At 63.7% G+C, this 21291-nt stretch carries 18 protein-coding genes; 6 read left to right on the top strand and 12 right to left on the bottom strand.

The features are described 5' to 3' along the window. Nucleotides 1-3: 3 nt before the first annotated feature. From U1738_RS15940 to U1738_RS15930, 3 genes are read right to left on the bottom strand one after another with little or no spacing between them, the layout of a single operon-like run. Nucleotides 4-1002, bottom strand: a complete 999-nt coding sequence (locus U1738_RS15940) for an arabinan endo-1,5-alpha-L-arabinosidase (protein WP_332790162.1) — start codon at nt 1000-1002, stop codon at nt 4-6. After that, nucleotides 1002-2579 (bottom strand): alpha-N-arabinofuranosidase, encoded by a 1578-nt coding sequence (locus U1738_RS15935; protein ID WP_332790036.1) that lies wholly within the window; start codon nt 2577-2579, stop codon nt 1002-1004. The genes U1738_RS15940 and U1738_RS15935 overlap by 1 nt, the downstream gene beginning before the upstream one ends. Before the next feature lie 41 nt (nt 2580-2620). Next, on the bottom strand, nt 2621-3910 hold the full coding sequence (locus U1738_RS15930) for a sugar MFS transporter (RefSeq protein ID WP_332790161.1): 1290 nt from the start codon (nt 3908-3910) through the stop codon (nt 2621-2623). A 298-nt stretch (nt 3911-4208) separates the two neighbouring features. Between U1738_RS15930 and U1738_RS15925 the strand changes: the two genes are divergently transcribed. The 4 genes from U1738_RS15925 to U1738_RS15910 all read left to right on the top strand — a co-directional run bounded on the left by U1738_RS15925 (nt 4209) and on the right by U1738_RS15910 (nt 10901). After that, nucleotides 4209-6014: an IlvD/Edd family dehydratase gene (locus U1738_RS15925; protein ID WP_332790035.1), complete on the top strand. Its 1806-nt coding sequence runs from the start codon at nt 4209-4211 to the stop codon at nt 6012-6014. A gap of 38 nt (nt 6015-6052) precedes the next feature. Next, nucleotides 6053-6910, top strand: coding sequence for an SMP-30/gluconolactonase/LRE family protein (locus U1738_RS15920; RefSeq protein ID WP_332790034.1), 858 nt, complete (start codon nt 6053-6055; stop codon nt 6908-6910). A 232-nt stretch (nt 6911-7142) separates the two neighbouring features. Next, on the top strand, nt 7143-9671 hold the full coding sequence (locus U1738_RS15915) for a TonB-dependent receptor (protein WP_332790033.1): 2529 nt from the start codon (nt 7143-7145) through the stop codon (nt 9669-9671). Nucleotides 9672-9680: 9 nt separating this feature from the next. Continuing rightward, nucleotides 9681-10901, top strand: coding sequence for a histidine-type phosphatase (locus U1738_RS15910; protein ID WP_332790032.1), 1221 nt, complete (start codon nt 9681-9683; stop codon nt 10899-10901). Nucleotides 10902-10930: 29 nt separating this feature from the next. Here U1738_RS15910 and U1738_RS15905 read toward each other — a convergent pair whose 3' ends face one another. The 6 genes from U1738_RS15905 to U1738_RS15880 form a co-directional block, all read right to left on the bottom strand. Next, complete coding sequence (locus U1738_RS15905) at nt 10931-11617, bottom strand: DUF1223 domain-containing protein (RefSeq protein ID WP_332790031.1); 687 nt, start codon at nt 11615-11617, stop codon at nt 10931-10933. Next, nucleotides 11608-12372 carry an HvfC/BufC N-terminal domain-containing protein gene (locus U1738_RS15900; RefSeq protein ID WP_332790030.1) on the bottom strand — a complete coding sequence of 255 codons (765 nt, stop codon included), beginning with the start codon at nt 12370-12372 and terminating at the stop codon, nt 11608-11610. Before U1738_RS15900 ends, U1738_RS15905 begins: the two co-directional genes overlap by 10 nt. Next, complete coding sequence (gene bufB, locus U1738_RS15895; RefSeq protein WP_332790029.1) at nt 12369-13208, bottom strand: MNIO family bufferin maturase; 840 nt, start codon at nt 13206-13208, stop codon at nt 12369-12371. Before bufB ends, U1738_RS15900 begins: the two co-directional genes overlap by 4 nt. A 55-nt stretch (nt 13209-13263) precedes the next feature. Beyond that, nucleotides 13264-13527, bottom strand: coding sequence for a BufA2 family periplasmic bufferin-type metallophore (bufA2, locus tag U1738_RS15890; RefSeq protein ID WP_332790028.1), 264 nt, complete (start codon nt 13525-13527; stop codon nt 13264-13266). A 70-nt stretch (nt 13528-13597) separates the two neighbouring features. Next, nucleotides 13598-14239: an NrsF family protein gene (locus U1738_RS15885; protein WP_332790027.1), complete on the bottom strand. Its 642-nt coding sequence runs from the start codon at nt 14237-14239 to the stop codon at nt 13598-13600. Further along, the gene (locus U1738_RS15880; RefSeq protein ID WP_332790026.1) at nt 14239-14775 is read right to left on the bottom strand and encodes a sigma-70 family RNA polymerase sigma factor; all 537 of its coding nucleotides are present in this window, start codon (nt 14773-14775) and stop codon (nt 14239-14241) included. The genes U1738_RS15885 and U1738_RS15880 overlap by 1 nt, the downstream gene beginning before the upstream one ends. A 216-nt stretch (nt 14776-14991) precedes the next feature. Between U1738_RS15880 and U1738_RS15875 the strand changes: the two genes are divergently transcribed. Continuing rightward, a complete protein-coding gene (locus U1738_RS15875; protein ID WP_332790025.1) occupies nt 14992-15264 on the top strand; it encodes a BufA1 family periplasmic bufferin-type metallophore in 273 nt (90 codons plus the stop codon). 26 nt (nt 15265-15290) lie between these two features. Beyond that, the gene (locus U1738_RS15870) at nt 15291-15755 is read left to right on the top strand and encodes a DoxX family protein (protein WP_332790024.1); all 465 of its coding nucleotides are present in this window, start codon (nt 15291-15293) and stop codon (nt 15753-15755) included. A gap of 554 nt (nt 15756-16309) precedes the next feature. Here U1738_RS15870 and U1738_RS15865 read toward each other — a convergent pair. From U1738_RS15865 to U1738_RS15855, 3 genes are all read right to left on the bottom strand, one after another. Further along, complete coding sequence (locus tag U1738_RS15865) at nt 16310-19585, bottom strand: TonB-dependent receptor domain-containing protein (protein ID WP_332790023.1); 3276 nt, start codon at nt 19583-19585, stop codon at nt 16310-16312. An 82-nt stretch (nt 19586-19667) separates the two neighbouring features. Then, complete coding sequence (locus tag U1738_RS15860) at nt 19668-20639, bottom strand: FecR family protein (RefSeq protein WP_332790022.1); 972 nt, start codon at nt 20637-20639, stop codon at nt 19668-19670. Further along, entirely contained in the window at nt 20605-21168 is a 564-nt protein-coding gene (locus U1738_RS15855; RefSeq protein ID WP_332790160.1) for an RNA polymerase sigma factor, read from the bottom strand. The genes U1738_RS15860 and U1738_RS15855 overlap by 35 nt, the downstream gene beginning before the upstream one ends. Between the last annotated feature and the right edge of the window lie 123 nt (nt 21169-21291).

Here is a 21291-nt window from a genome sequence, read left to right as displayed (position 1 = left end):
GATTCAATCCTCCGCTTTCGGCCAGCCGTCCGGCCCCCAAATCACCGACGCGATCCGCAGCGTCGGCACGCCTTTATTGTCACGGTCGTACGCGTGGTAGGCGACGTAATCCGTGCCGTCCTTGTCGTGCAGGAACCCGAGATGGCCCGGCCCGCGAAAGCGCTGCTTCTCGGCCAGATCGGCACGCAGGAAGGTCGTGCCGCCACCCTGCATCATGCTGCTGCCGTCCTTGCCGAGATACGGCCCGGTAATCGCCTTGGAACGGCCGACCACAGTGTAATAGGTGCTGTTCGCGCCTTTGCAGCAATAGTCGTACGACGCGAACAGCCAGTAATAGGCGCCGTGATCGATGATGAACGGTGCCTCGACCGGCGCAGGCGCGCCCATCGGCGCGGGGCGGCGCGCGATCGCATAAGGCTTGGCCTTGGGATCGGCGAGCTTGCCGGTCTTCGCATCCAGCGCGAACAGCTTCAGCCCGGTCCAGAAACTGCCGAGCGACAGCCAGTGGCGACCGTCGCGATCCATGATGAAATTGGGGTCGATCGCATTGAAATCGTCCTGCGCGGTTGACATCAGCACCATCCCCTCGTCGCGCCAGCCATAGCCGGGCGCGGCGGGGTCCAGCGTCTTGCTGGTGAACAGGCCGATCGCCGAGCGGTTGGAGCCGAAGGTGGAGGCGGCGTAGTATAGATGCCACCGGCCGTTCACGAACGCGATGTCCGGTGCCCACATGCCCTTGGCACCGGGCACGGCCCTGGCGGCCCAATCGGGCAGCGTGTTATCGACCAATGGCTTGGCCGACACCCAATGCACCAGATCCTTCGACGTGCGCGACGACATGCCGGTGCCGAACACGTAATAGGTGTCGCCCTCGCGCGCGATCACCGGATCGTGCGTCGGGGTCAGATCGCCGCTCAACCGGCTATTCAGCGTTGGAGCCTGTTGCGCACCCGCGGCGGTGGCGAGCGTCAGCGCGATCGCCGAAAAGATCGTCCGCCGCATCATTTCAGCTCCAACATCACCACCGATTTCGGCGGCAGCGTCACCGCCAGCGTACCGCCAGCGAGCCGCGCCCCGCTAAAGGCGACCGGCACGACCGTATTCGGCGCGTCGAAGCTGTTGAGCGCGGTCATCGCGCGCGCGGTCAGCACCTGTCCCGAAACGCTCTGTGCGGTCACGCCCGGCAAAGTGGCCGATACGTCATGCGCCCGGTTCGGATCGAGATTGGCGAGCGCGATCCGCACCACGCCGTCCTTGCCGCGCACCGCCGAAGCGCTGACCGCCGGCATCGTCCACTTGTCCTTGTTATACCACGGCGATTTAACGTCGATCGGCAGGACGGTGCCGTCCATATAGCCCTTGTACATCGCGAAGACGTGATACGTCGGCGTCAGCACCATCTTCCGGCCATCGGTCAGGATCATCGCCTGCAGCACGTTCACCATCTGCGCGATCGCGGTCATTTTCACCCGGTCGGCATGTTTGGCGAAAATATTAAGGTGGACGGCCGCGACCAGTGCATCGCGCAACGTATTCTGCTGGCGCAGGAACCCCGGATTGGTGCCCGGATCGCCAGCGTACCAAGTGCCCCATTCGTCCACCGCCAACCACACCCGCTTCTGCGGATCGGCCTTGTCCATGATCGCGCTGTGCCGGGTGATCAGATCGTCCATCCGCTCGGCTTCGGACAATGTCTCGGCCCAGCCCGCTTCGTCGAATACGCTGGCGGAGGCGCGCGGCGGCCAACTGCCCGGAATGGTGTAATAATGCAGCGACAGCGCATCGACCTGCCCGGTCACTTCGCGCATCATCGTCTCGGTCCAGCGGTAATCATCGACATTGGCACCGCTCGCGATCTTCATGATCCGGGTGTCCTTCGGAGCCTTGATGAAGGTGGCGTAGCGCCGCGTCAGATCCGCGGCATATTCGGGCCGCATATTGCCGCCGCAGCCCCACAATTCGTTGCCGACGCCGAAATACGGCACCGCCCAGGGCGCCTTGCGGCCGTTCTTCGCGCGCTCATCGGCCAGCGTGCCGGCGGGTGCGGTCATATATTCGACCCACTCGGCCATTTCCTGGGGGCTGCCGTTGCCGACATTGCCCGCGATATAGGCCTCCGCGCCAATCTGTTCGGCGAGGTCCATGAATTCGTGCGTGCCCACGGTATTGGGTTCGGTCACGCCGCCCCAATGCGTGTTGATCTTCACCGGGCGCTTGGCCTTCGGACCGATCCCCTCGCGCCAATGATATTCGTCGGCGAAGCAGCCGCCGGGCCAGCGGATCACCGGCACGGCGATACCCCTGAGCGCGGCGACCACGTCGTTGCGGAATCCCCGCGTATTGGGGATGTCGGAATTGGGGCCGACCCACAGCCCGCCATAGATTCCGGTGCCGAGATGCTCGGCGAACTGCGTGAAGATCCGACGGTCGTACACCGGGCCGGGGCGGTCGCCATGCACCGTCACCGTGACGGGCGCTTCGGTCTGCGCCGGCTGAGTGCCGGGCGCGACCTGTGCTCCGGCGATCGCGCTTGCCGACAGCAAAAGGGCTGCGGCGAAACCGCGCAAGGTCCGGGACATCGAATTCTCCTATTAGTCCGACATAACTTCTTGGACGAGGCTTAGCCGACGACCTGATCGGGCAGCACATGCGTCGGACGGGATCCCCACACCGCATAGAACAACACGTAGAGTTCGCACGCGGCGGTCAGCAGGAACGACGATTGGAGGCCGTAATGGTCGGCGAGCCAACCCTGTACGATCACCAGCGCGCCGCCGGCGATGGCCATGATGAGCAATCCAGATCCCTCCTCGGTCAAAGGCCCGAGCCCGCGAATGCCGAGCGTGAAGATCGTCGGGAACATGATCGAATGGAACAGACCGACCGAGATCAAAGCCCACATCGCGACATGGCCGGTGGTGAAGGCGGCGATCAGCATCACCACCGTCGCACCGATGCTGGCGAAGGCGAGCGCATGGCCGGCATCCACCTTCTGCATGACGAACGCGCCGACCAGCCGGCCGACCATCATCCCGCCCCACAACAGGAACAGATAGTTCGATGCCTGCTGGTGCGTGAGGTTGCCGATCTCCGGCTGGGACACGAAGTTGATGAACAGATTGCCGACGCCGATTTCCGCGATCAGGTAGATGAAGATCGCCGGAATGCCGAACACCAGATTGCGATGCTGCCACAGCGAATGCGACTTGCGCTCGGCCTTGGCGGCCCGTTGGGTCGACGCGCCCATCGCCGGCAACGGGAAGCGGGCAATGACGACGGCGAGCACCGCCAGTACGACCGCGACGATGACATAAGGCAGTACCACCGATTGCGCGTCGGCAAGACGCTCAACCGGCGTCAGCGCGGCGGCGCCGGCCGCGGCGGTGCCGGATGTCGTGCGACCGAGGATCAGATACCCGCCGAACAAGGGGGCCAAAGTCGCACCCGCCGAGTTGAACGCCTGCACCAGGTTCAGCCGCGAAGACGCCGTCTCCGGCTTGCCGACCACCGCGACATAGGGGTTTGCCGCGACCTGCAGCAACGTGATGCCGCTCGCGATCACGAACAATGCGAACAAAGTAACCTCATAGGACGGGATGCGCGCCGCCGGCACCATGACCAGCGCGCCGCCGGCCATCATCGCCAGCCCGATCACCATCGATTTCTGATAGCCGACCCGTTCGATCAGCTTTGCCGAAGGGATCGAGGCGAAGAAATAGGCGATGAACCAAACACTCTCGATCAGCGTCGTCTGGGTGTAGGACAGATCGAACACGCTGCGCAGGTGCGGCAGCAGCGTCCCGTTGATGACGGTGATGAAGCCCCACATGAAGAACAGGGTGGCGAGCAGGCTGAGCGCCGGCGCGTAGCTGAAGCTCTTTTGATCCGGCTGTGCGCCCGGATATCCCATCGTCGATGGCGGTAGTGCCATATCACCCTATCTCCACTGTTCTGCACGCCCGGCGCTCTGCGCGTCGCGGCTTGCGCTATATTTATTTGTCGGACTATATGGGTGCCAAGGATGCGTCAATGGCATCCGCGTCGGGGAGGCGACATGCCAAGATCAAGCGCAAGATCAGGCTGCATTCTGCGGACCGCAACCGCATCGCGGCTGCGTCCGCTGCCGCTACGGATCGCCGCGATCCGCGCCAACTCCTGATCCGCTCCGCATTCACCGCCTTTCCATTTCGCCGATAACGGGACCATCGATGACCTCCGACAGCAACGCCCCCTCCCCCAAGCTCCGGTCGCGCGCCTGGTTCGACAACCCCGACAATATCGACATGACCGCTTTGTATCTGGAGCGGTATCTGAACTTCGGGTTGAGCCTGGAAGAGTTGCGGTCGGGCCGGCCGATCATCGGCATCGCCCAGACCGGCAGTGACCTCTCCCCCTGCAACCGCCACCATCTGGTGCTGGCAGAACGCATCCGCGAGGGCATTCGCGAGGCGGGCGGCATCGCACTGGAATTTCCGGTCCACCCGATCCAGGAGACGGGCAAGCGCCCGACCGCCGGGCTGGATCGCAACCTGGCCTATCTCGGGCTGGTCGAATCGCTCTACGGCTACCCACTCGACGGCGTCGTCCTGACCACCGGCTGCGACAAGACGACGCCGGCGTGCCTGATGGCGGCGGCAACGGTCAATCTGCCCGCCATCGCGCTGTCGGTCGGGCCGATGCTCAACGGCTGGCACAAGGGCGAGCGCACCGGATCGGGCACGATCGTGTGGAAGGCGCGCCAATTGCTCGCGACCGGCGAGATCGACGACGAAGGCTTCATCAAGCTGGTGGCGAGTTCGGCCCCCTCGACCGGTTATTGCAACACGATGGGCACCGCCAGCACGATGAACTCGCTGGCCGAGGCGCTCGGCATGATGCTGCCCGGGTCCGCCGCGATCCCCGCGCCGTATCGCGACCGGCAGGAGGTCGCATACCTCACCGGCAAGCGCATCGTGGCGATGGTCGCCGAGGATCTGAAACCCTCCGACATCCTGACGCGCGAGGCGTTCCACAATGCGATCGTCGTCAATTCGGCGATCGGCGGATCGACCAACGCGCCGATCCACCTTGCCGCGATCGCGCGTCACATCGGGGTCGGACTGCCGTTGAAGGATTGGGAGACGGTCGGCCACAAGGTGCCGTTGCTGGTCAATCTGCAACCGGCGGGCGAATATCTCGGCGAGGATTATTATCGGGCCGGTGGCGTGCCGGCGGTGGTCGCCGAACTCATGGGCCAGGGCCTGATCCACGAAGGCGCGATGACCGTCAACGGCCGGACGATCGGCGACAATTGCCGAACGGCTACGATTGAGGACGACAAGGTCATCCGCACGTTCGATCGGCCGCTGAAGGAAGAGGCGGGGTTCCTGGTCCTGTCGGGCAATCTGTTCGACGCAGCTATCATGAAGACCAGCGTGATCGACGCCGAGTTCCGCGCCCGTTATCTGTCCAACCCGGACGATCCCGAAGCGTTCGAAGGGCCGGCCGTGGTGTTCGACGGGCCGGAGGATTATCACCACCGGATCGACGATCCCGCTCTGGGCATCACACCCGAAACGCTGATGTTCATGCGCGGCGCGGGGCCGATCGGTTATCCGGGAGCGGCCGAAGTCGTCAATATGCGCCCGCCGGCCTATCTCATCACCGAAGGCATCGGCGCACTGCCCTGCGTGGGGGACGGTCGCCAGTCGGGCACCAGCGGCAGCCCGTCGATCCTGAACGCCAGCCCGGAGGCGGCGGCGATGGGCGGCCTCGCGCTGCTGGAAACCGGTGATCGGGTGCGCATCGATCTCAAGCGCGGCACGGTGAATGTCGCTTTGTCGGACGACGAACTGGCGGCGCGGCGCGCGGCGCTCGAGGCGAAGGGCGGTTATGCCTATCCCGCTTCACAGACGCCGTGGCAGGAAATCCAGCGTGCGATCGTCGGGCAGATGGATACCGGCGCAATCCTAGAGGGTGCGGAAAAGTATCAGCGGATCGCCCAGACGATGGGCCTGCCGCGCGACAATCATTGAAAAGCTGACACTGAGAAGCTGGCACTAAGGAGCCGATCGTGGCGGAATGGCGGATCGTGGCGCGCGATGTGCGCGACCAATTGGGCGAAGGGGCATGTTGGTCCCCGCGCGACCAGGCGTTCTACTGGGTGGATATCCTCGCGCCGGCGCTAAATCGCTTGTCGATCTCCGACGGGACGATCACACGCTGGGCGATGCCCGAACCGATCGGCTGGGTCGTGCGGCGCAGCGGCGGCGGGCTGATAGGCGGTTTCCAGAGCGGAGTCGCCGAGATCGATCTCGATCCGCTCGCGATCCGTCCGATCGTCGATCCCGAGCCGCATTTGCCCGGCAACCGGATGAACGACGGCAAGGCCGATGCTCAGGGTCGCATCTGGTTCGGCACGATGGATATGGCCGAGGAGAATGATAGCGGCTCGCTCTACCGGCTCGATCCCGAACGGAGTTGGACGCGGATGGACGAGGGGTATCGCGTCCCCAACGGCCCGGCCTTTTCCCGTGACGGGCAATGGCTGTATCACAGCGACACCGCCCGGCGGACGATCTACCGCTTTGCTCTCACCGCCGACGGTTCGATTGCGGATCGCCAGCCGTTCATCCAATTCGCCGAAGCGGACGGCCATCCCGACGGCATGACGGTCGATTCCGCCGGCGGCTTATGGGTCGCGCACTGGGGCGGCAGCCGGATCAGCCGCTTCGCGCCCGACGGCACGCTCGACCACGCCATCGCGCTGCCGGCGCGCCAGATCACCAACATGGCCTTTGCCGGCGATGCGCTCGACCGCCTGTTCGTCACCTCGGCCGCCACCGGCTTGCCGGAGTCCGAATTCGACGGCGCTCTGTTCGAAGTCGAAACCGGTGCGACGGGCATGCCGACGTATGAATTTGCGGGGTGAGCAAGACCGCAGCAGCATCCAATTCGTCAAGAAAAGCCGCCACCGAGCAATCGGCCTGATCTTGTCATAAAAGGGTCGCGTGTTCGAAATAGGGGCTGCCCGAGCAAAGAATCGCGTCTTGCTGGGGGGACTTTGAATGCGTCGTCGAACAACGGTCTTGCTGACCGGTGCGTCTCTTTTGGCGGGTTTGCCGGCCGCATCCTTAGCGCAAGTCGCCCCGCAAGCGGAACCCATGGCATCGGAGGCAACGGATGCCGCCGACTCCGATATTGTCGTCACGGGCACTGCATTGGGCGAGCGGAAGGCGATCGCCGAAAAGCGCGCGGCCCTCAATTTCGTTGAAGCGCTCTACGCCAACGACGTGGGCAAGCTGCCCGATCAGAATGTCGCGGAAGCGGTGCGACGCCTGCCGGGCATCTCGGTCGCCAACGATCAGGGCGAAGGGCGCTACGTCATCATTCGCGGTATCAATCCGAACCTGGTCAACGTCGTGCTGAACGGATTGACGCTCCCCGCGCCCGAGCCCGACGGTCGCCAGGTCAAGCTGGACGACATTCCGTCTGCGCTGATAAATTCGGTCATCGTCACGAAATCGCTGACGGCGGACCAGGACGCCAACGCCATCGGCGGCGAGGTGAACATCCGCACGCTGACGGCATTCGACCGCAGCAAGCCGCTCTTCGCCGATGCGAGGTTGCAGTACGGATCGTATCATCTCAACGGCGGGCATCCTTACGAGGGCGACATTCAGGTCGGGGGACGGTTCGGCAAGGATCGCCAATTCGGCGCGGTGATCTCGTACAATTACTCGCAGCGGCCGATCGAATCCGAGAATTTCCAAGGGTCGACCAACTACCGCGTACCTGCCGTCTCTACGGGCGCGAACCAGGCCTATGTGGTGCCCGATACGGCTGCCTTGCGCGATTACAACCTCATCCGAACCCGGCAGGGCGTGGTGGCCAATCTCGACTGGCATCCGAGCGACGCGGTCAAGCTGTTCCTGCGCGGCACCTATTCGACCTTCGACGATAACGAGCGGCGCGACCAGTTCATCATCGACAGCCAGTCCGCCTTTACCAACCAGACCGCCACCACCGGAACTTTCAGGGGCCGCGGCATCCTGCGCATCCGCCGGCGGCAGGAGACGGACAACACCAAGTCGCTCCAGACCGGCGGTTCGTTCACTCTCGGCGATGCAAAGCTCGATCTGGCCGGTAGCTGGACCCGGGCCCAAAAGCGCGATCCGCTGCGCTCGGAATATACGTTCCGCACCGGCACAAGTGCGCTGACAGTCAATTACGATATCTCGGACACGCCGTATCTCTTTACGCCGACCGTGCGGCCCGCCGACAATCTGTCCGCGTATAATTTTCAGCAGGTCAATTACGATCGCCGCCTCGCGGTCGAGACGCTGTGGCAGGGGCGTGCCGACGTGACATTGCCCATCGGCATCGGATCGGACTCGACGATCAAGGCGGGCCTTAAATATCTCGACCGGCACAAAACCAACGAGCGCGATATTCTGGTGTACGGGCTGACCAGCGGACGAACATTCACCGCCGCCAGTGTCGCCTATATCGGCGATACCAACTTCTACGACGGCCGTTATCTCTTCGGCCCGCGGATCGGTTACGACGCGGCGGAAGCCTTCCAGGCGGCGAACCCGGGCGTGGCGACCGTCAATATTGCAAGCTCGCTCAACAACAGCCTTGCCAACGATTACGATGTGACCGAGCGGATCTATGCCGGCTATGCGATGGCGACGCTCAAGCTTGGCGATTTCACGCTCGTGCCGGGCGTTCGGGTCGAACATACGCGCGACCGGACCAAGGCGAAGCTCATCACGGCCAATTCCGCGCTGAACCAGGGTTTCAACGCGTTCGGCGCGAAGGATTATACCGACTTCTTCCCGGGCCTCAACGCGCGCTACGACGCGACGCGCGACCTCGTCGTGCGGGCGGCGGTGACCACCGCGATCGGCCGACCGAACTATCCCGATCTTTCGCCATATGTTTCGGTCGATCTTACGACCAGCCCGCGCCCTGTCGTTACGCTCGGCAATCCCGATCTGAAGGCGTACAAGGCGCTCAATGCCGATCTCGGCGTCGAATATTATCTGCCGGGCCAGGGCATGCTGTCGGTCGGGCTGTTCTACAAAAAGATCGACAACCCGATCTACACCCAGACCCAAGTCGCCACGACCGGCACTTTTGCCGGGCAGACGTTCGGCGCGGGCCAGACGTTCGCGGCGGTCGATCTCGTGCAGCCGCGCAACATCGACGTCGCGTATGTGAAGGGCATCGAGGCGAACGCCCAGATCCGCTTCACTTTCCTGCCATCGCCGCTCGACGGTTTCGGCGTGGCCGCGAACTATGCGCATATCGAGGGGCATGGCGAGGGCACGATCCTGGGCGCGATACCGCGCACCGGCAACGTGCCGCTGTTCCTGCAATCGAAGAATGTCGGCAGCGCGCAATTGTTCTACGAGAAATACGGCTTTGCGGTGCGCGCGGCATATTCCTATCGCTCGCCCTATCTCGACACGCTCGGCGCGACTGCGGCGACCGATCAATATACCGACAGCAACGGTCAGCTGGATGTGAATTTGAGTTATCAGGTGACGCCGCAGCTGACGTTCTTCGGTCAGGCGCTCAATCTGACCGACGCGGCGTGGCGCCGCTATATCGGGATCAAGACGCAACTGGTCGAGCGCGAGCGCTACGATTACAGCTTCCGTTGGGGCGTGCAGCTGCACTTCTAGGAGGCCGATATGAAGAAAATCGTGCGAGCGGCAATCGTCGGTGCCTTGATCCTGGCGGCCCCCGCGACCGCGCAGGATGTGCCGCGCGGGCTCACCCTGGAGCGCGTTGTGCTGATGATGCGGCACGGCGTGCGTCCGCCCACCAAATCCCCGGCCATGCCGGCCGGTGTTGCGAGCGAGGCGTGGCCGGACTGGCCGGTGAAGCCGGGCTATCTGACGCCGAACGGCGCGATGGCGGTGAAGCTGATCGCAGCCAACGACCGGGCGCGTTTCGTCTCGGCGGGCTTGCTCGCCCGCGCGGCCTGCCCGCGCGCCGGTGCGATCCGGATCGTCGCCGACAGCGATCAGCGCACGATCGCAACGGCACAAGCGTGGCTCGATGTTCTCGCGCCCAAATGCGACATGCCGATGTCGCATAAACCGCAGGACGTGCCCGATCCGCTGTTTTCACCGCTGGATGAGGGCTTGGCCACGCTCGACCCGGCGCGGGCCAATGCGGCCGTTCATGAGGCGGCCGGAACGGGTGGGATACCGGCGCAGGAGGCGCGGCTTCGCCCGATCCTCGCGCGGCTCGACGCCATCCTGTGCGGCGCGATCAGGCAGGCATGCGGCATTTCCGGCCAGCCATCGGGACTGGCCGAAGCGACGGCGAACAAGCGCCCCAAACTGACCGGCGCTCTCGACCGTGGATCGACCGTCGCGCAGATTCTGTTGCTGGAATATGCCGACGGCAAGCCGATGCGCGATGTCGGCTGGGGCCGCGCGACGGTTGCCGACATCACCCGCGCTTCGGAACTGCACGCCGTCGAATTCGCCCTGCTCGCGCGCCCGGAATATATCGCGCGCGCCAATCTTGCGGGGCTAGCGCCGATTATTTCGAACGCCCTGAGCGATCGCAGCGCAGACGCGCCGGTGGTCACGATGATTTCCGGGCACGACACCAATGTCGCGAGTCTGGGCGGCGTGCTTGGCCTGCATTGGCACGTTCCCGGCTTTGCCGCCGACGATCCCACTCCCGGTGGTGCCATCGTGCTCGAACGGCTGCGCGATGCGAAGGGGCGCTTCTATGTCCGCGCGGTGTATCGCTCGCTGACACTGGAACAGACCCGCGCGCAGACGCGAGGGGGAGCGCCATACCGGTCGGTCATGCCGATCGCCGGCTGCACTGCGCGGGGCATTCCCGGCTTGTGCGACGAGGCCGTTTTCTTGCGGTTGATGTCCGCGCGCTGATCCGTCAGTTTTTCGGCACTGGTTGAAGTCTAAACGCGCCGTGCCGCAACGATCGGTCCGCCCCGCCCTGCCTGTAAGATGAGTGCCGTCTCCGCCCCCTGCACCGCTGCGGGCAAGTTGAACCGCTTCGCCACGCCGTTCCATGTGCCGAGCGAGACGAGATCGCGAACGATGTTGCGATGGGGAAGAGTGCGCCCGCCATTCTCGCCCGCACGGATCGCGACCTGTATGGTACGCGGATCGTAGCGGACCAGCCATAAGGTCGCAGGCACCGACGCCCTGCCCTCCTGTATGCTGATGATCGACCCGTTCAACAAGATGGCCGGACCGCTCTGCGCTGCCCGAGCGCGCGTGATAACGGCATCGACCTCGGCGGCGCGACTGCCGACGATCGCGGTGCGACCGCCGACGATCATCTGCGGCGTCGAGACGTTCCCGCGTCCGCCGCTACGCGCATACTCCCATTGCCGGGCGGTGTAGGCCGGCTTGGCGAACGTATCCTTCCAACCGAGCTGATCCCAATAGGTCACGGCGAAGTTGAGCGCGATGACATCCTGGCGCGTGGCGAGCGCGTTGAGCACGGCATCGGCGGGCGGGCAGGATGAACAGCCCTGGCTCTGATAGAGTTCGACCACGACCGGCTTGTCCACCAGCGGCGCAGCGGACGCGGACGCTGCAAGCAGCAGGCAGAGCGAGAGCGGGGCGATCAGGCGCATGAAATTTCCTTCGTAACGATTTTCAATATCAGTCCATCGGCGAACCATTGGCCGAGCATCTGCCCGGCCAGCGCCAGTCCTTCCGCCTCGCCCCTCGCTTCGACCAGCGTCGTGCAGAGATCGGCGAATGCGACACCCGCCACGGCCTGCGAAATCGCAGCGTGTTCGACCGTCTCGATCGTCCGGAAACACGGCGTGAAATCCTGTCGCCACACCAGCATCGCAGCGGGTTCCGGTAGAAGCGCGACGATGGGTGGCATTTCCCCAGCAGCGAGCGCGGACCAGATCGCGCCAGCATTGGTCAACACCGGCACCGTGCGCAGGCCGGGCACGACGACGAGCACAGCATCGTCCCAGTCGATCCCGCCGATCGCGCCGGGCGGCAAGGTTTCGGCATCGCCGGATTCGAAGGCGCGCGACAATAACCATTCGAGCAGGGCAAGCTCGGCCACTTCGGGATCGTCGGGATAGAGCGCCGCCAGCGTCCGCGCAAAGCCCTCACCATATGCGCCCAGCGTCCAGCCGCTCGGGGCATTGGCTTCGATATGCTCCCGCATCGCGGCAAGAAACGCCTCACCGCCGAGCCAGGCGTGAGTCTGCTTGTAGGTTTCAGCCAGGCAGTCGATCAACTGCGCGCGGTAAGCGTTGTGATAAACCGCCAACCCGGGCGCGGCACCGCCGACCCAATCATCGATCCCACCGGAGACATCGACCAGATGGCGGTGGAAGTCGCGTTGCATGGCGAGCAGGCTCATGCCGCGAGCCGATCGAGCGATGCGGCGATGCCACGCGCGATATCGAGTTCGGCGAGTAGATCGGCAAGCGGCGGAATATCGTCGTCCCGCTCGATCATCGTCGCAACCGGGCCGACCAGTGCCAGCGCCACCTCGTACAGCGTCCAGACCGAGGCCGGCACGGGACGATCGTGCGTGTCGATCAGCAAATCCTTGCCCTGGCTATGCCCGGCGAGGTGGATCTGGCGCACCCGCTCTGCCGGCACGCCATGGATATAGTCGATCGCGTCGAATCCGTGATTGCTCGCGCTGACGAAGATGTTGTTGACGTCGAGCAGCAGATCGCAGCCGGTACGCGCGCACAGTTCGGCGAGGAACTGCCATTCGGTAGCGTCGGCCTGTGCGAACTGGACGTAGCTGGAGGGATTCTCGATCAGCATCGACCGGCCCAGCACGTCCTGCGCGCGGGCGACATTCGCGCACACCACGTCCATCGCCTCCTGCGTGTAGGGCAGCGGCAGAAGATCGTGCGAGTTGAAGCCGTCGATCCGCGTCCAGCATAGATGATCGGACACGAACAGCGGATCGATACGATCGACCAAGGTCTTGAGACGGGCAAGATGATCGCGATCGAGACCATCGGCCGAGCCGATCGACATCGACACGCCGTGCAGCGCGACCGGATGCCGTGCGCGGATGCGATCGAGGATATCGAGCGGGCGGCCGCCATCGATCATGAAATTCTCGGAAATCACCTCGACGAAATCTACCGGTACGGCACTTTCCAGAAAGTCCGGATAATGTACCGAGCGCAGCCCGAGGCCGAAACCGTGGAAACGGGGATTGGAGATCGTCATATGCTGCTCCCGTGGGAGGTGCGGGCCCGGCCGTGGGACACGGGCCCGCGAGAGATCACTTGGCTTCGGTCAGGCTGCCGCCCGCCTTGGCGCAAGCCTTGGACGACACCGCTTTGAAGCCGTGGCCCTTGCATTCGTTCTGACCCTTGCACTCGTTCGCCGCGGTCTTGCAGTCCGACGTGCCCTTGCAGCTGTTGATGCCGTAGCAATGGACCAGCTTTGCGCCCTTGGCGACGGCCGGGGTGGCGGTGGTCACACCGGCGACGGCGATGATGGCGGCGGTGGCGGCAAAGCTGGCGCCGAGGATACGAGTGTTCATGGGTTCGGTCTCCGAATGATAGCCGGAAGCGGCTATCGGTTCATTCGCGACGGCACCGCGGCCGGTTACACTACCAGCGCAACAATCGCGGCCCGAGCAGCGCACCGATCCCCGCAGCGGCAAGGATACCGAGCGTATACCAGACCAGCACGAACAACGCCGATACCTCCGGGCAGTGCAGGCAATACAGCACTGCACCGCATGCGCCCGCCGCCAGACCGGCGACCGCGCCGGTCAATCGCAACCGCGTCGGCGCGAAACGACGAAAGGCCAGCATCAGCCCGGCGAAGATCGGCAGCGACAGGATCGCAACGTTGCGCGTGCAGACGTGCCAGCTCCGGCCCTGCCACAAGGCGGTCCAGTCACCCGGCGGCGTGGCGAGCAACTGAACGACGGTCAGCACGGCGAGAATGCCGACCGGCAAGGCCAGCCATGGCAATGCGCGCGCCTGTGCCGCCTCCGGTCGGGCGAGATGGATCGTTGCCGACACCGCGATGGCGGCGGTCGAAAGCGTGTAACCCCATTTCATCCAGAACGGGAAGCCGAGCACCGCACTGCCCAGATCGTGCCGCAGCCCGAGCCATGTCGCGACCAGCAGCATCGTCACCATGCCACCGCCGGCAATGCCGAACGCCATGCGACGCGGCACCGCGCCACGCGGCACCGCGCGCACATTGCCGGCCAGGGATGCGATCAGATCCTCGGTGCGCATCACGATCCACCCTTCAGGCGCCTGGCCATCGCCAGCAGCCCGCGATGCACCGAAACCTTCACGTCGGACTCGCTGATCTCGCCACGTTCCGCCGCTTCGGCGGTGCTCAGCCCCTCGATCTTGGTCTGGCGGATGATCCGTTGCTGTTTCGCCGACAATCCGCCGAGCAGGCGATCCACATCCATCCGGGCCGAGGTCGCATCCTCGAATCCCTCGGCGACCAGGATATCCTCCAGCCCCTCGAGCGGCACGGTCGTGCGGGTACGGCGAAAATGGTCGATCATCTTGTAACGCGCGATCGCATAGGCCCAGGCCGTGAACATACGGTCCCGATCATAGCTCGCGCGACGGGTGTGAATGGCAATCATCGTTTCCTGCACCAAATCCTCGATATCCTCCGCGCCGCCACGCATGCGCCGCGCGAAAAAGGATCGCAGCATCGGTACGAGCGCATCGAGCAAGGCGGTATAGGCCCGGGCATCTCCATCGAGACCCCCGGTCATCCATATCCTGAGCTGGTCTTCGCTCGCCCTCACATGCACTCCCGAACAGGCATTCGTGCGACCGCGGCGGAAAGTTACAGCGCCCGCGCCAACGGCGAGATCTTGATCCTGCTGTAACCGATCCCGGCACGCCTGCGAAACCCTCATCGTGACCCCGCCCCCAAAGGCCTCCCAGGGTCACCGTGCGGCGGGGGTCGAACCCTCGGCCCCCGCCGCACGTCGAGGCCGCTCGTTTCGAAAGACCATCCCATGACCAAGACCCCGGCGGCGATCGCCGCCGCACTCGCGCTCAGCATCGCGCTCGGCAGCGCCGCCAACGCGCAAGCCGCCAAGAAGCCGATGGAAAAATGCTACGGCGTGTCGCTTGCCGGCAAGAACGACTGCAAGGCCGGTGCCGGCACCAGCTGCGCAGGCACGTCGAAGGTCGCCTATCAGGGCGATGCGTGGAAGCTCGTTCCCGTCGGCACCTGCGCCAAGATCAAGACGCCCAAGGGCAACGGCTCGCTCAGCGCCAAATCCTGAACCAGCGGCCCGACGGAAGGACGATCATGACCCGAAACCTCTATGCCCACCTGTCAAACCGGATCGATGGCGCGATTTCCAGCGACATTCTCCTGCTGGTCGCACGGGCAGGCATCGCCGCGATCTTCTTCCTGTCGGGCCGCACCAAGGTGGAGGGCGTGCTGACCATCACCGATTCCGCGCGAAATTTGTTCGAAACCGAATATGTCCTGCCGCTGATCCCGCCGAACATCGCCGTTCATGCCGCGACCTATTCCGAGCATTTGTTTCCGATCCTGCTGGTGTTCGGTCTGTTCACGCGCGGCGCGGCGGCGGCCCTGCTCGGTATGACGCTGGTGATCGAGATCTTCGTCTATCCCGATGCGTGGCCGACCCATCTCAGCTGGGCCGCGATCCTGCTACCGCTGATCGCGCGCGGGCCTGGGAAGTGGTCTCTCGATCATCTGTTCGGCCTAGACCGGGCGAACGAGAGGCATTCGCTCGCGCGCTAGCGATCGCAGGAGCATCGTCGACCTTCAACCCGACTGATGCTTTCCGCATCACCTAGGCCGACGGCCTACGCGCGATAAGGCGATCATCTTGCAGCAGAAAACCAAGAGACCGGTTCCGTTCGGACGGATATCGTAACCGGCAAGATCGGGCCTTCTTAAGCGACCGCCGTTTCGCGCAGCAAGGGGATCGCGCACACCATACCGGCCGTTCAAGTATAGGCGGTAGCGCGCATAGGAGAAGAGATGCAGCATCGCCCGGCCCGGCACGCCGTCGATCCGAAAGCGATGAAGGGGGATTGGCCCTCGGGATCGGTCGATAGCGGAATCTCCCGCCCGTCATCGTCTGCCCAGATCATCGCCCCGCGCAACAACGCGCGCGTTATCTGCCGTCCCCGGCCGCGATGCCTCGACGCGCAAACGAGATGGCGTGGACCTTAACCTCTTGCGCGGCGACCGCTCCGAGAATCGATCGCCAATCAACCATTCCCCGTACATCCTGCCTAGGAGACACGGACCCGGCGGACATTCCGCCGGGTCCGTGTCCGTAAGGGCCATCAGAATTTGATCGTCGTGCCGAACGAGATGTTGCGACCCAGCGAATCGTAACGCTGCGGGATGGTATTGTTGCGCGACAGGCTGACCGAATAGGAATTCGGGATGATCGGCGGATCCTTGTCGAGCAGGTTGTTCGCCGTGATACGGAAGCCGAACTGCCTGGCGATGCGGAAGCTGATCGCGAGATCGAAGTAATCGTACGCCGGGATGCGATAGAAGGTCTGGCGCACGTCCGCGGCGGTGAACCCGAACAAACCGGAATTGGTCGTGTTGAGCAATGGCCCGATATGCCGCCAGTTGAGCGAGATGCTCGCGAACTGGTCCGGCGTCGTATAGGTCGTGCGCAGGCCGTGCGACCATTTCGGGATCAGTTGGCCGCAGCCCGATCCGTAATAGCCGTCCGCGCAATCGCGCACCGGCTGGATCGGCGAATCCTGCTGGCTGGCGACGGTGGCGAGCGATCCGTTGAAGATCCATTCCACGCTGCCCAGCCGTTGCGTCAGCAGGGTATATTGCCCCTGGAAATCCCAGCCGTGCGACTTCAGCTTGTAATTGTTGGTGGTGCCCTGGCGGATATAACCGCTGGTCGGGTTGCTGCCCGCCGCATTGTAGAGGATGCCGGTGGCCGCATCGCGGACGAGGAACGAACAGAAATAAGCCAGGCCGCTCTTCGCGCAGCCGTCCTGATAATAACTGTAGTCGTTATACCCGATCGAGTTGTTCAAATCGATGATGTACCGATCGACCGAGAAGGCGAAGCGCGGCAGGAAACGCGGCTGGATCAAAACGCCGAAGGTCTTGGTGTAGGCCGTTTCGGGATCGACCGTGAAGCCACCCGTCCGCACCGTGCATTGCGAATTCGGGCAAGACAGGGTGGTGCTGCCATAGAGCGCGGCGAGCGATCCGGTCAGCCCGGTTGCGGCGCAGATTTCCCGCGACACCGTCGGCGCGTGATAGGTCGGAATGCGCCGCGTGCCGGTCGGATCGGTCGGGTCGATTTCCTGGGTGATCGTGCCGGCGCAGAAATCGTTCTGCGATCCGCCCTGCAGGCCGTAGCTGGAACCGGTCGCCTGCGCGATTTCGACCACGGTCGGCGCACGCTGCGCCTTGTTGATCGATCCGCGGAAAGTAAGGCCGGGTAGCGGCGAATACAGCCCCTCCGCCTTCCAGGTGCTGAACGTCTCCGGATTGGTATCGTATTTCGACACGCGGTAGCCGCCGTTGACCTGCAACAGTTCGGCGAAGCGGCGCTTTTCGAAGATCGGCACCTGCAGCTCGATGTTCGCTTCCTTCACGTTCTGCTGCAACGTCACGTCCGATCCACCATTCTGGCTGCGGTACAGCGCGTCGGCGGTATTGTTCAGGTGATCCTCGCGATATTCGGCGCCGATCGCGAGCGCGATGCCCTGCTCCGCCCACGGGCTCTTGATGCCGTATTTGCCCAGATCGCCCGTCACGTTGAACAATACGTCATACAGCGCATTGCGCCCGATCGTCGTCCCATCCCGGCCGGTAAAAAGATAGTTGCCCAAAGCTGCGTCACTGTTGTTCGCGCTGAACGCGTCGAACGGCACGCAGTTCGGATCGACGCCGGATATCTTGGCGGCGCAGGTCGGCACGCCGTTTACATTGACCACGTTCAGCGAACGATTGACCTTGTCGAAATCGGCATAGGCCGACGCGGTATAGGCCTGCCGGTTGCGGGCATAGACGCCGCCCAGATCGTAATGCCACGCCTCGCCGATATCGCCGCGCACACCGGCGGTGATGCGGACACCTTCGTTGACATATACGTCCGTCGCCGGCGGCAGGTTGTTGAAGCGATAGCGCACCTCGAGCGGCACCGTGGCCGACGTGCCGGCCTGCGCGCCGCAGATCGTGCTCGCCTGGCTGGCGGACAGGAAGGGGTTGTTGCAATTCACCTGGTACGGCGTGCCGCCATAGACGGTGTAGCTGTAGATCCGCGTGGGATAGGGATTGGACGACTTGTCGTGGAACCACAGGCCGGTCGAGTACAGCTCCGCTGCATCGGAAATCTTCAGGCTGGCAAACCCGCCGGCGTTCACCCGCTCCGCCGCGCGCTGGTACGGATAGCCGTCATACGGATTGGCGGCCAGGCCGGGGCCGTTGCCATAGCCGACGAAGGTGCGCGTGCCATTGGGGTTGTTGACATAGACCGATCCCGCATTCGGCCCGCTTTGCGGCGAGATGTAGCCGCTGCTTGAATAGGTCGATCGCTGGCAGCTCAGCACCCCGTCCTTGCCTGCTTCGTTCAGCTGGCAGGCAGAGGTCGCGCGATTTGTGTAGGGGACGAAATTGGCTTTGCGGTAATTGACGAAGCCCGAAACCTTGAGCGCATCATCGAACAAATGCTTGCCTGCGGTCAGCGTCAGGTCGGCGCGCGCGCCGTCATTCACCTGCCCCAATGGCGTGGCGAAGGCATAGGTCTGGGCAATCGGCGTGATGATGTTGGCGCGATTGGTGTGGTTGTAGAAACTGTAATTGCCGTCGATCTGAAGGCCGGTGAAATCTTTCTTCAGGATGAAATTGACCACGCCGGAAATGGCGTCCGATCCGTAGACCGACGATGCGCCGCCCGACAGGATATCGATCCGCTCAACCATCGATGTCGGGATCATGCCGACGTCCACGCCGTTCTGCGTGCCCGCGCGTTGCCCGTCGATCAGCGTCAGCGTGCGCTCGAACCCCAGATTGCGCAGCTTGATGCGTTGGCGCCCGTCCGAATCCTGATAATTCTGCTGACTGTCCGGCGCGATCTGCGGCATCCGGTTCAGCACTTCCTCGATATTCACGGCGGCCTGGGCCTGGATTTCGCGTGCGGTTATCGACGTTATCGGGGCGGCGGAAACCATGTTCGGGCGGCGGATGCGCGTGCCCGTCACCACCACTTCGTTGTCGTCAGCCTTGTTCTCGACGGCCGCCGCCGGGCGCTCGACCTGTCCTATTCCGAGAGTGAAGGTGCGCCCATCGCTGGACAGGACATGGAGGCCGGTGCCCTGCAACAAACGCTGAAGCGCCTCAGCGACGGGCATGTTGCCCTTGATGGACGGCGTGCGCTTGCCGCGCACCGCCCCGCTGGCGACCAGGATCTGTACGTCGGCCTGGCGAGCCAATTCGGGAATGGCTGTCGCCGCGGCTTGGGCGGGTATGTTGAACGCACGGGCCTGAGCAGATGCCGGCGATGCGGCCGTCAAGGCGATGATGGCAGTCGATGTGATCAGCGCGGCGTGAATGCCCCTGTTGCTTTGCGTCATAACGCCCCCTTAGGCCCTTGATTGGACCTTTATTGGTACGATGAAGCGCTGACCATAATCCTTAAAGTCGCGTAAAAATATTTCATCGACGTGACAGAACAATCTGATCGTTGGACATTTCGGCATGTACACCGAGCAGCACACCGGCCGAACGCGCGAAGGCATCGGGTTCGTTCGTCCTGAAACGACCCACGACCTGTTCGCGCGCCAAATCCGGATCGTCGATCCGCAACTGGATCGCATTGTAGCGATTGAATTCCGCCGCCGCGGCACCGAGCGAGTTGCCGTCGAAGATCAATTGTCCACCACGCCAGGCCAGAGCCCGGTCGATATCGACCGACGCCTCGATCGGTTGCGCCGGCCCGACGACATCACTCACGAACGTACGCGAGCCCGCGGAAATCCGGCTGATTTCGTGTTCCCGATCAATGCTCCATGCCTCGACCACGCCTTCCGTCACCTGAACATCTGCGCCAGTGTCGTGCCGGCGCACGGAAAAGGCGGTGCCGACCGCGCGGATGCGGACATTGCCGGCCGACACGACGAACGGACGCTGGCGATCCTTGGCGACCTGGAACCAAGCCTCACCTTCGTCGACATGCAGATTGCGGATTTTCGGTTTCAGATCGACAGTGAGCTTCGTCGCGGTGTTCACAGCGACAAGCGAACCATCCGCCAAAGGAACCCGACGGATTTCGCCGAGTGCGGTCTCGATGCGCAAAGGCCTGTTACGCCAGAGCGTCTGTAGTCCGTAGCCGCCGACCAAGCAGGCCGCAGCCGCGCCGCCACCCCATATCAATCGTCGCCGGGATGGGCCGAACTCCGCCACGGGCGGGCCGCAATCGTCACGCGCGCCAGTTCCCATAGCGCTAGCCCGGTCGAGCATCGCCCAGGCGGCTTCGGCGCGGAAAAACGCGCCGCGCCGCCGATCGTCGCCGGCGAGCCAGTCATCGAGTTCGTCCTGCGCCGCCTGATCCAGCGGCAGATGGTCGATCCTGGCTACCCAGCGGGCGGCACGATCATTGATCGACTGCGCTGTTTCGGTCTCGTTCATGTCTTCCAACTTTGATTAAGGCCTTTTCAGCCTGTTCTTCGCTCGTCGTGATGGCTTGCAGGATCAATCGGAGTCCCTTGGCCACATCGTTCTCGACGGTATATTCCGGTATTCTCAATCGCTGCGCCACATCGCGTTGGGACAGCCCTTCGATCTTGCGCATCTCGAAAATTTGCCGGCACCGGTCGGGTAGTGCCGCGATCAGCATCCTCACCCGATCCAGTTCCCGCCGCGCCGTCACCACCCGTTCGGGCGAAGGGTCGTCATGCGCAAAATTCATCATATCCAGTTCGGCAACGGCTTCGATGCTTACGACGCGCGCGCGCCGAACCCGCTCCAGCATCAGCATCCGCGCCGTCGTGAACAGATAGGCACGTCCATTCTGGATGTGGCCGATATCGGTCAGCCCCGAAATCCGGCAATAGCTCTCCTGGATGATATCCTCGACCTCGTCCGGGCCGGTCATCCGCCGAAGCCAACGGCGCACGCAAGGCTCGTGGGGAAGCACCTCGCTGCCCACCCAAACCATGATCCGCCGTCGGCTATCGCCGTCCAATATCGCTCCCTTCTATTATGCAGGATGTACCAGCGTCGGTCTTCCGTAAAGATTGACGGAAATCGGCGCTGTCATGGCTAATACACCGGCGATTGC

The sequence above is a fragment of the Parasphingomonas caseinilytica genome (genome assembly GCF_036663755.1).
Taxonomy (GTDB): Bacteria; Pseudomonadota; Alphaproteobacteria; order Sphingomonadales; family Sphingomonadaceae; genus Sphingomonas.
The sequence above is the reverse complement of the archived record's forward strand: the minus strand, read 5'-3'. Positions and strand labels throughout refer to the sequence as shown.

Coding starts and splice junctions, on each gene's coding strand:
- U1738_RS15940 (WP_332790162.1), bottom strand. CDS start 1,002: ATGCGGCGGACGATCTTTTCGGCGATCGCGCTGACGCTCGCCACCGCC.
- U1738_RS15935 (WP_332790036.1), bottom strand. CDS start 2,579: ATGTCCCGGACCTTGCGCGGTTTCGCCGCAGCCCTTTTGCTGTCGGCA.
- U1738_RS15930 (WP_332790161.1), bottom strand. CDS start 3,910: ATGGGATATCCGGGCGCACAGCCGGATCAAAAGAGCTTCAGCTACGCG.
- U1738_RS15925 (WP_332790035.1), top strand. CDS start 4,209: ATGACCTCCGACAGCAACGCCCCCTCCCCCAAGCTCCGGTCGCGCGCC.
- U1738_RS15915 (WP_332790033.1), top strand. CDS start 7,143: ATGGCATCGGAGGCAACGGATGCCGCCGACTCCGATATTGTCGTCACG.
- U1738_RS15910 (WP_332790032.1), top strand. CDS start 9,681: ATGAAGAAAATCGTGCGAGCGGCAATCGTCGGTGCCTTGATCCTGGCG.
- U1738_RS15905 (WP_332790031.1), bottom strand. CDS start 11,617: ATGCGCCTGATCGCCCCGCTCTCGCTCTGCCTGCTGCTTGCAGCGTCC.
- U1738_RS15900 (WP_332790030.1), bottom strand. CDS start 12,372: ATGAGCCTGCTCGCCATGCAACGCGACTTCCACCGCCATCTGGTCGAT.
- bufB (WP_332790029.1), bottom strand. CDS start 13,208: ATGACGATCTCCAATCCCCGTTTCCACGGTTTCGGCCTCGGGCTGCGC.
- bufA2 (WP_332790028.1), bottom strand. CDS start 13,527: ATGAACACTCGTATCCTCGGCGCCAGCTTTGCCGCCACCGCCGCCATC.
- U1738_RS15885 (WP_332790027.1), bottom strand. CDS start 14,239: ATGCGCACCGAGGATCTGATCGCATCCCTGGCCGGCAATGTGCGCGCG.
- U1738_RS15875 (WP_332790025.1), top strand. CDS start 14,992: ATGACCAAGACCCCGGCGGCGATCGCCGCCGCACTCGCGCTCAGCATC.
- U1738_RS15870 (WP_332790024.1), top strand. CDS start 15,291: ATGACCCGAAACCTCTATGCCCACCTGTCAAACCGGATCGATGGCGCG.
- U1738_RS15865 (WP_332790023.1), bottom strand. CDS start 19,585: ATGACGCAAAGCAACAGGGGCATTCACGCCGCGCTGATCACATCGACT.
- U1738_RS15860 (WP_332790022.1), bottom strand. CDS start 20,639: ATGAACGAGACCGAAACAGCGCAGTCGATCAATGATCGTGCCGCCCGC.
- U1738_RS15855 (WP_332790160.1), bottom strand. CDS start 21,168: ATGGTTTGGGTGGGCAGCGAGGTGCTTCCCCACGAGCCTTGCGTGCGC.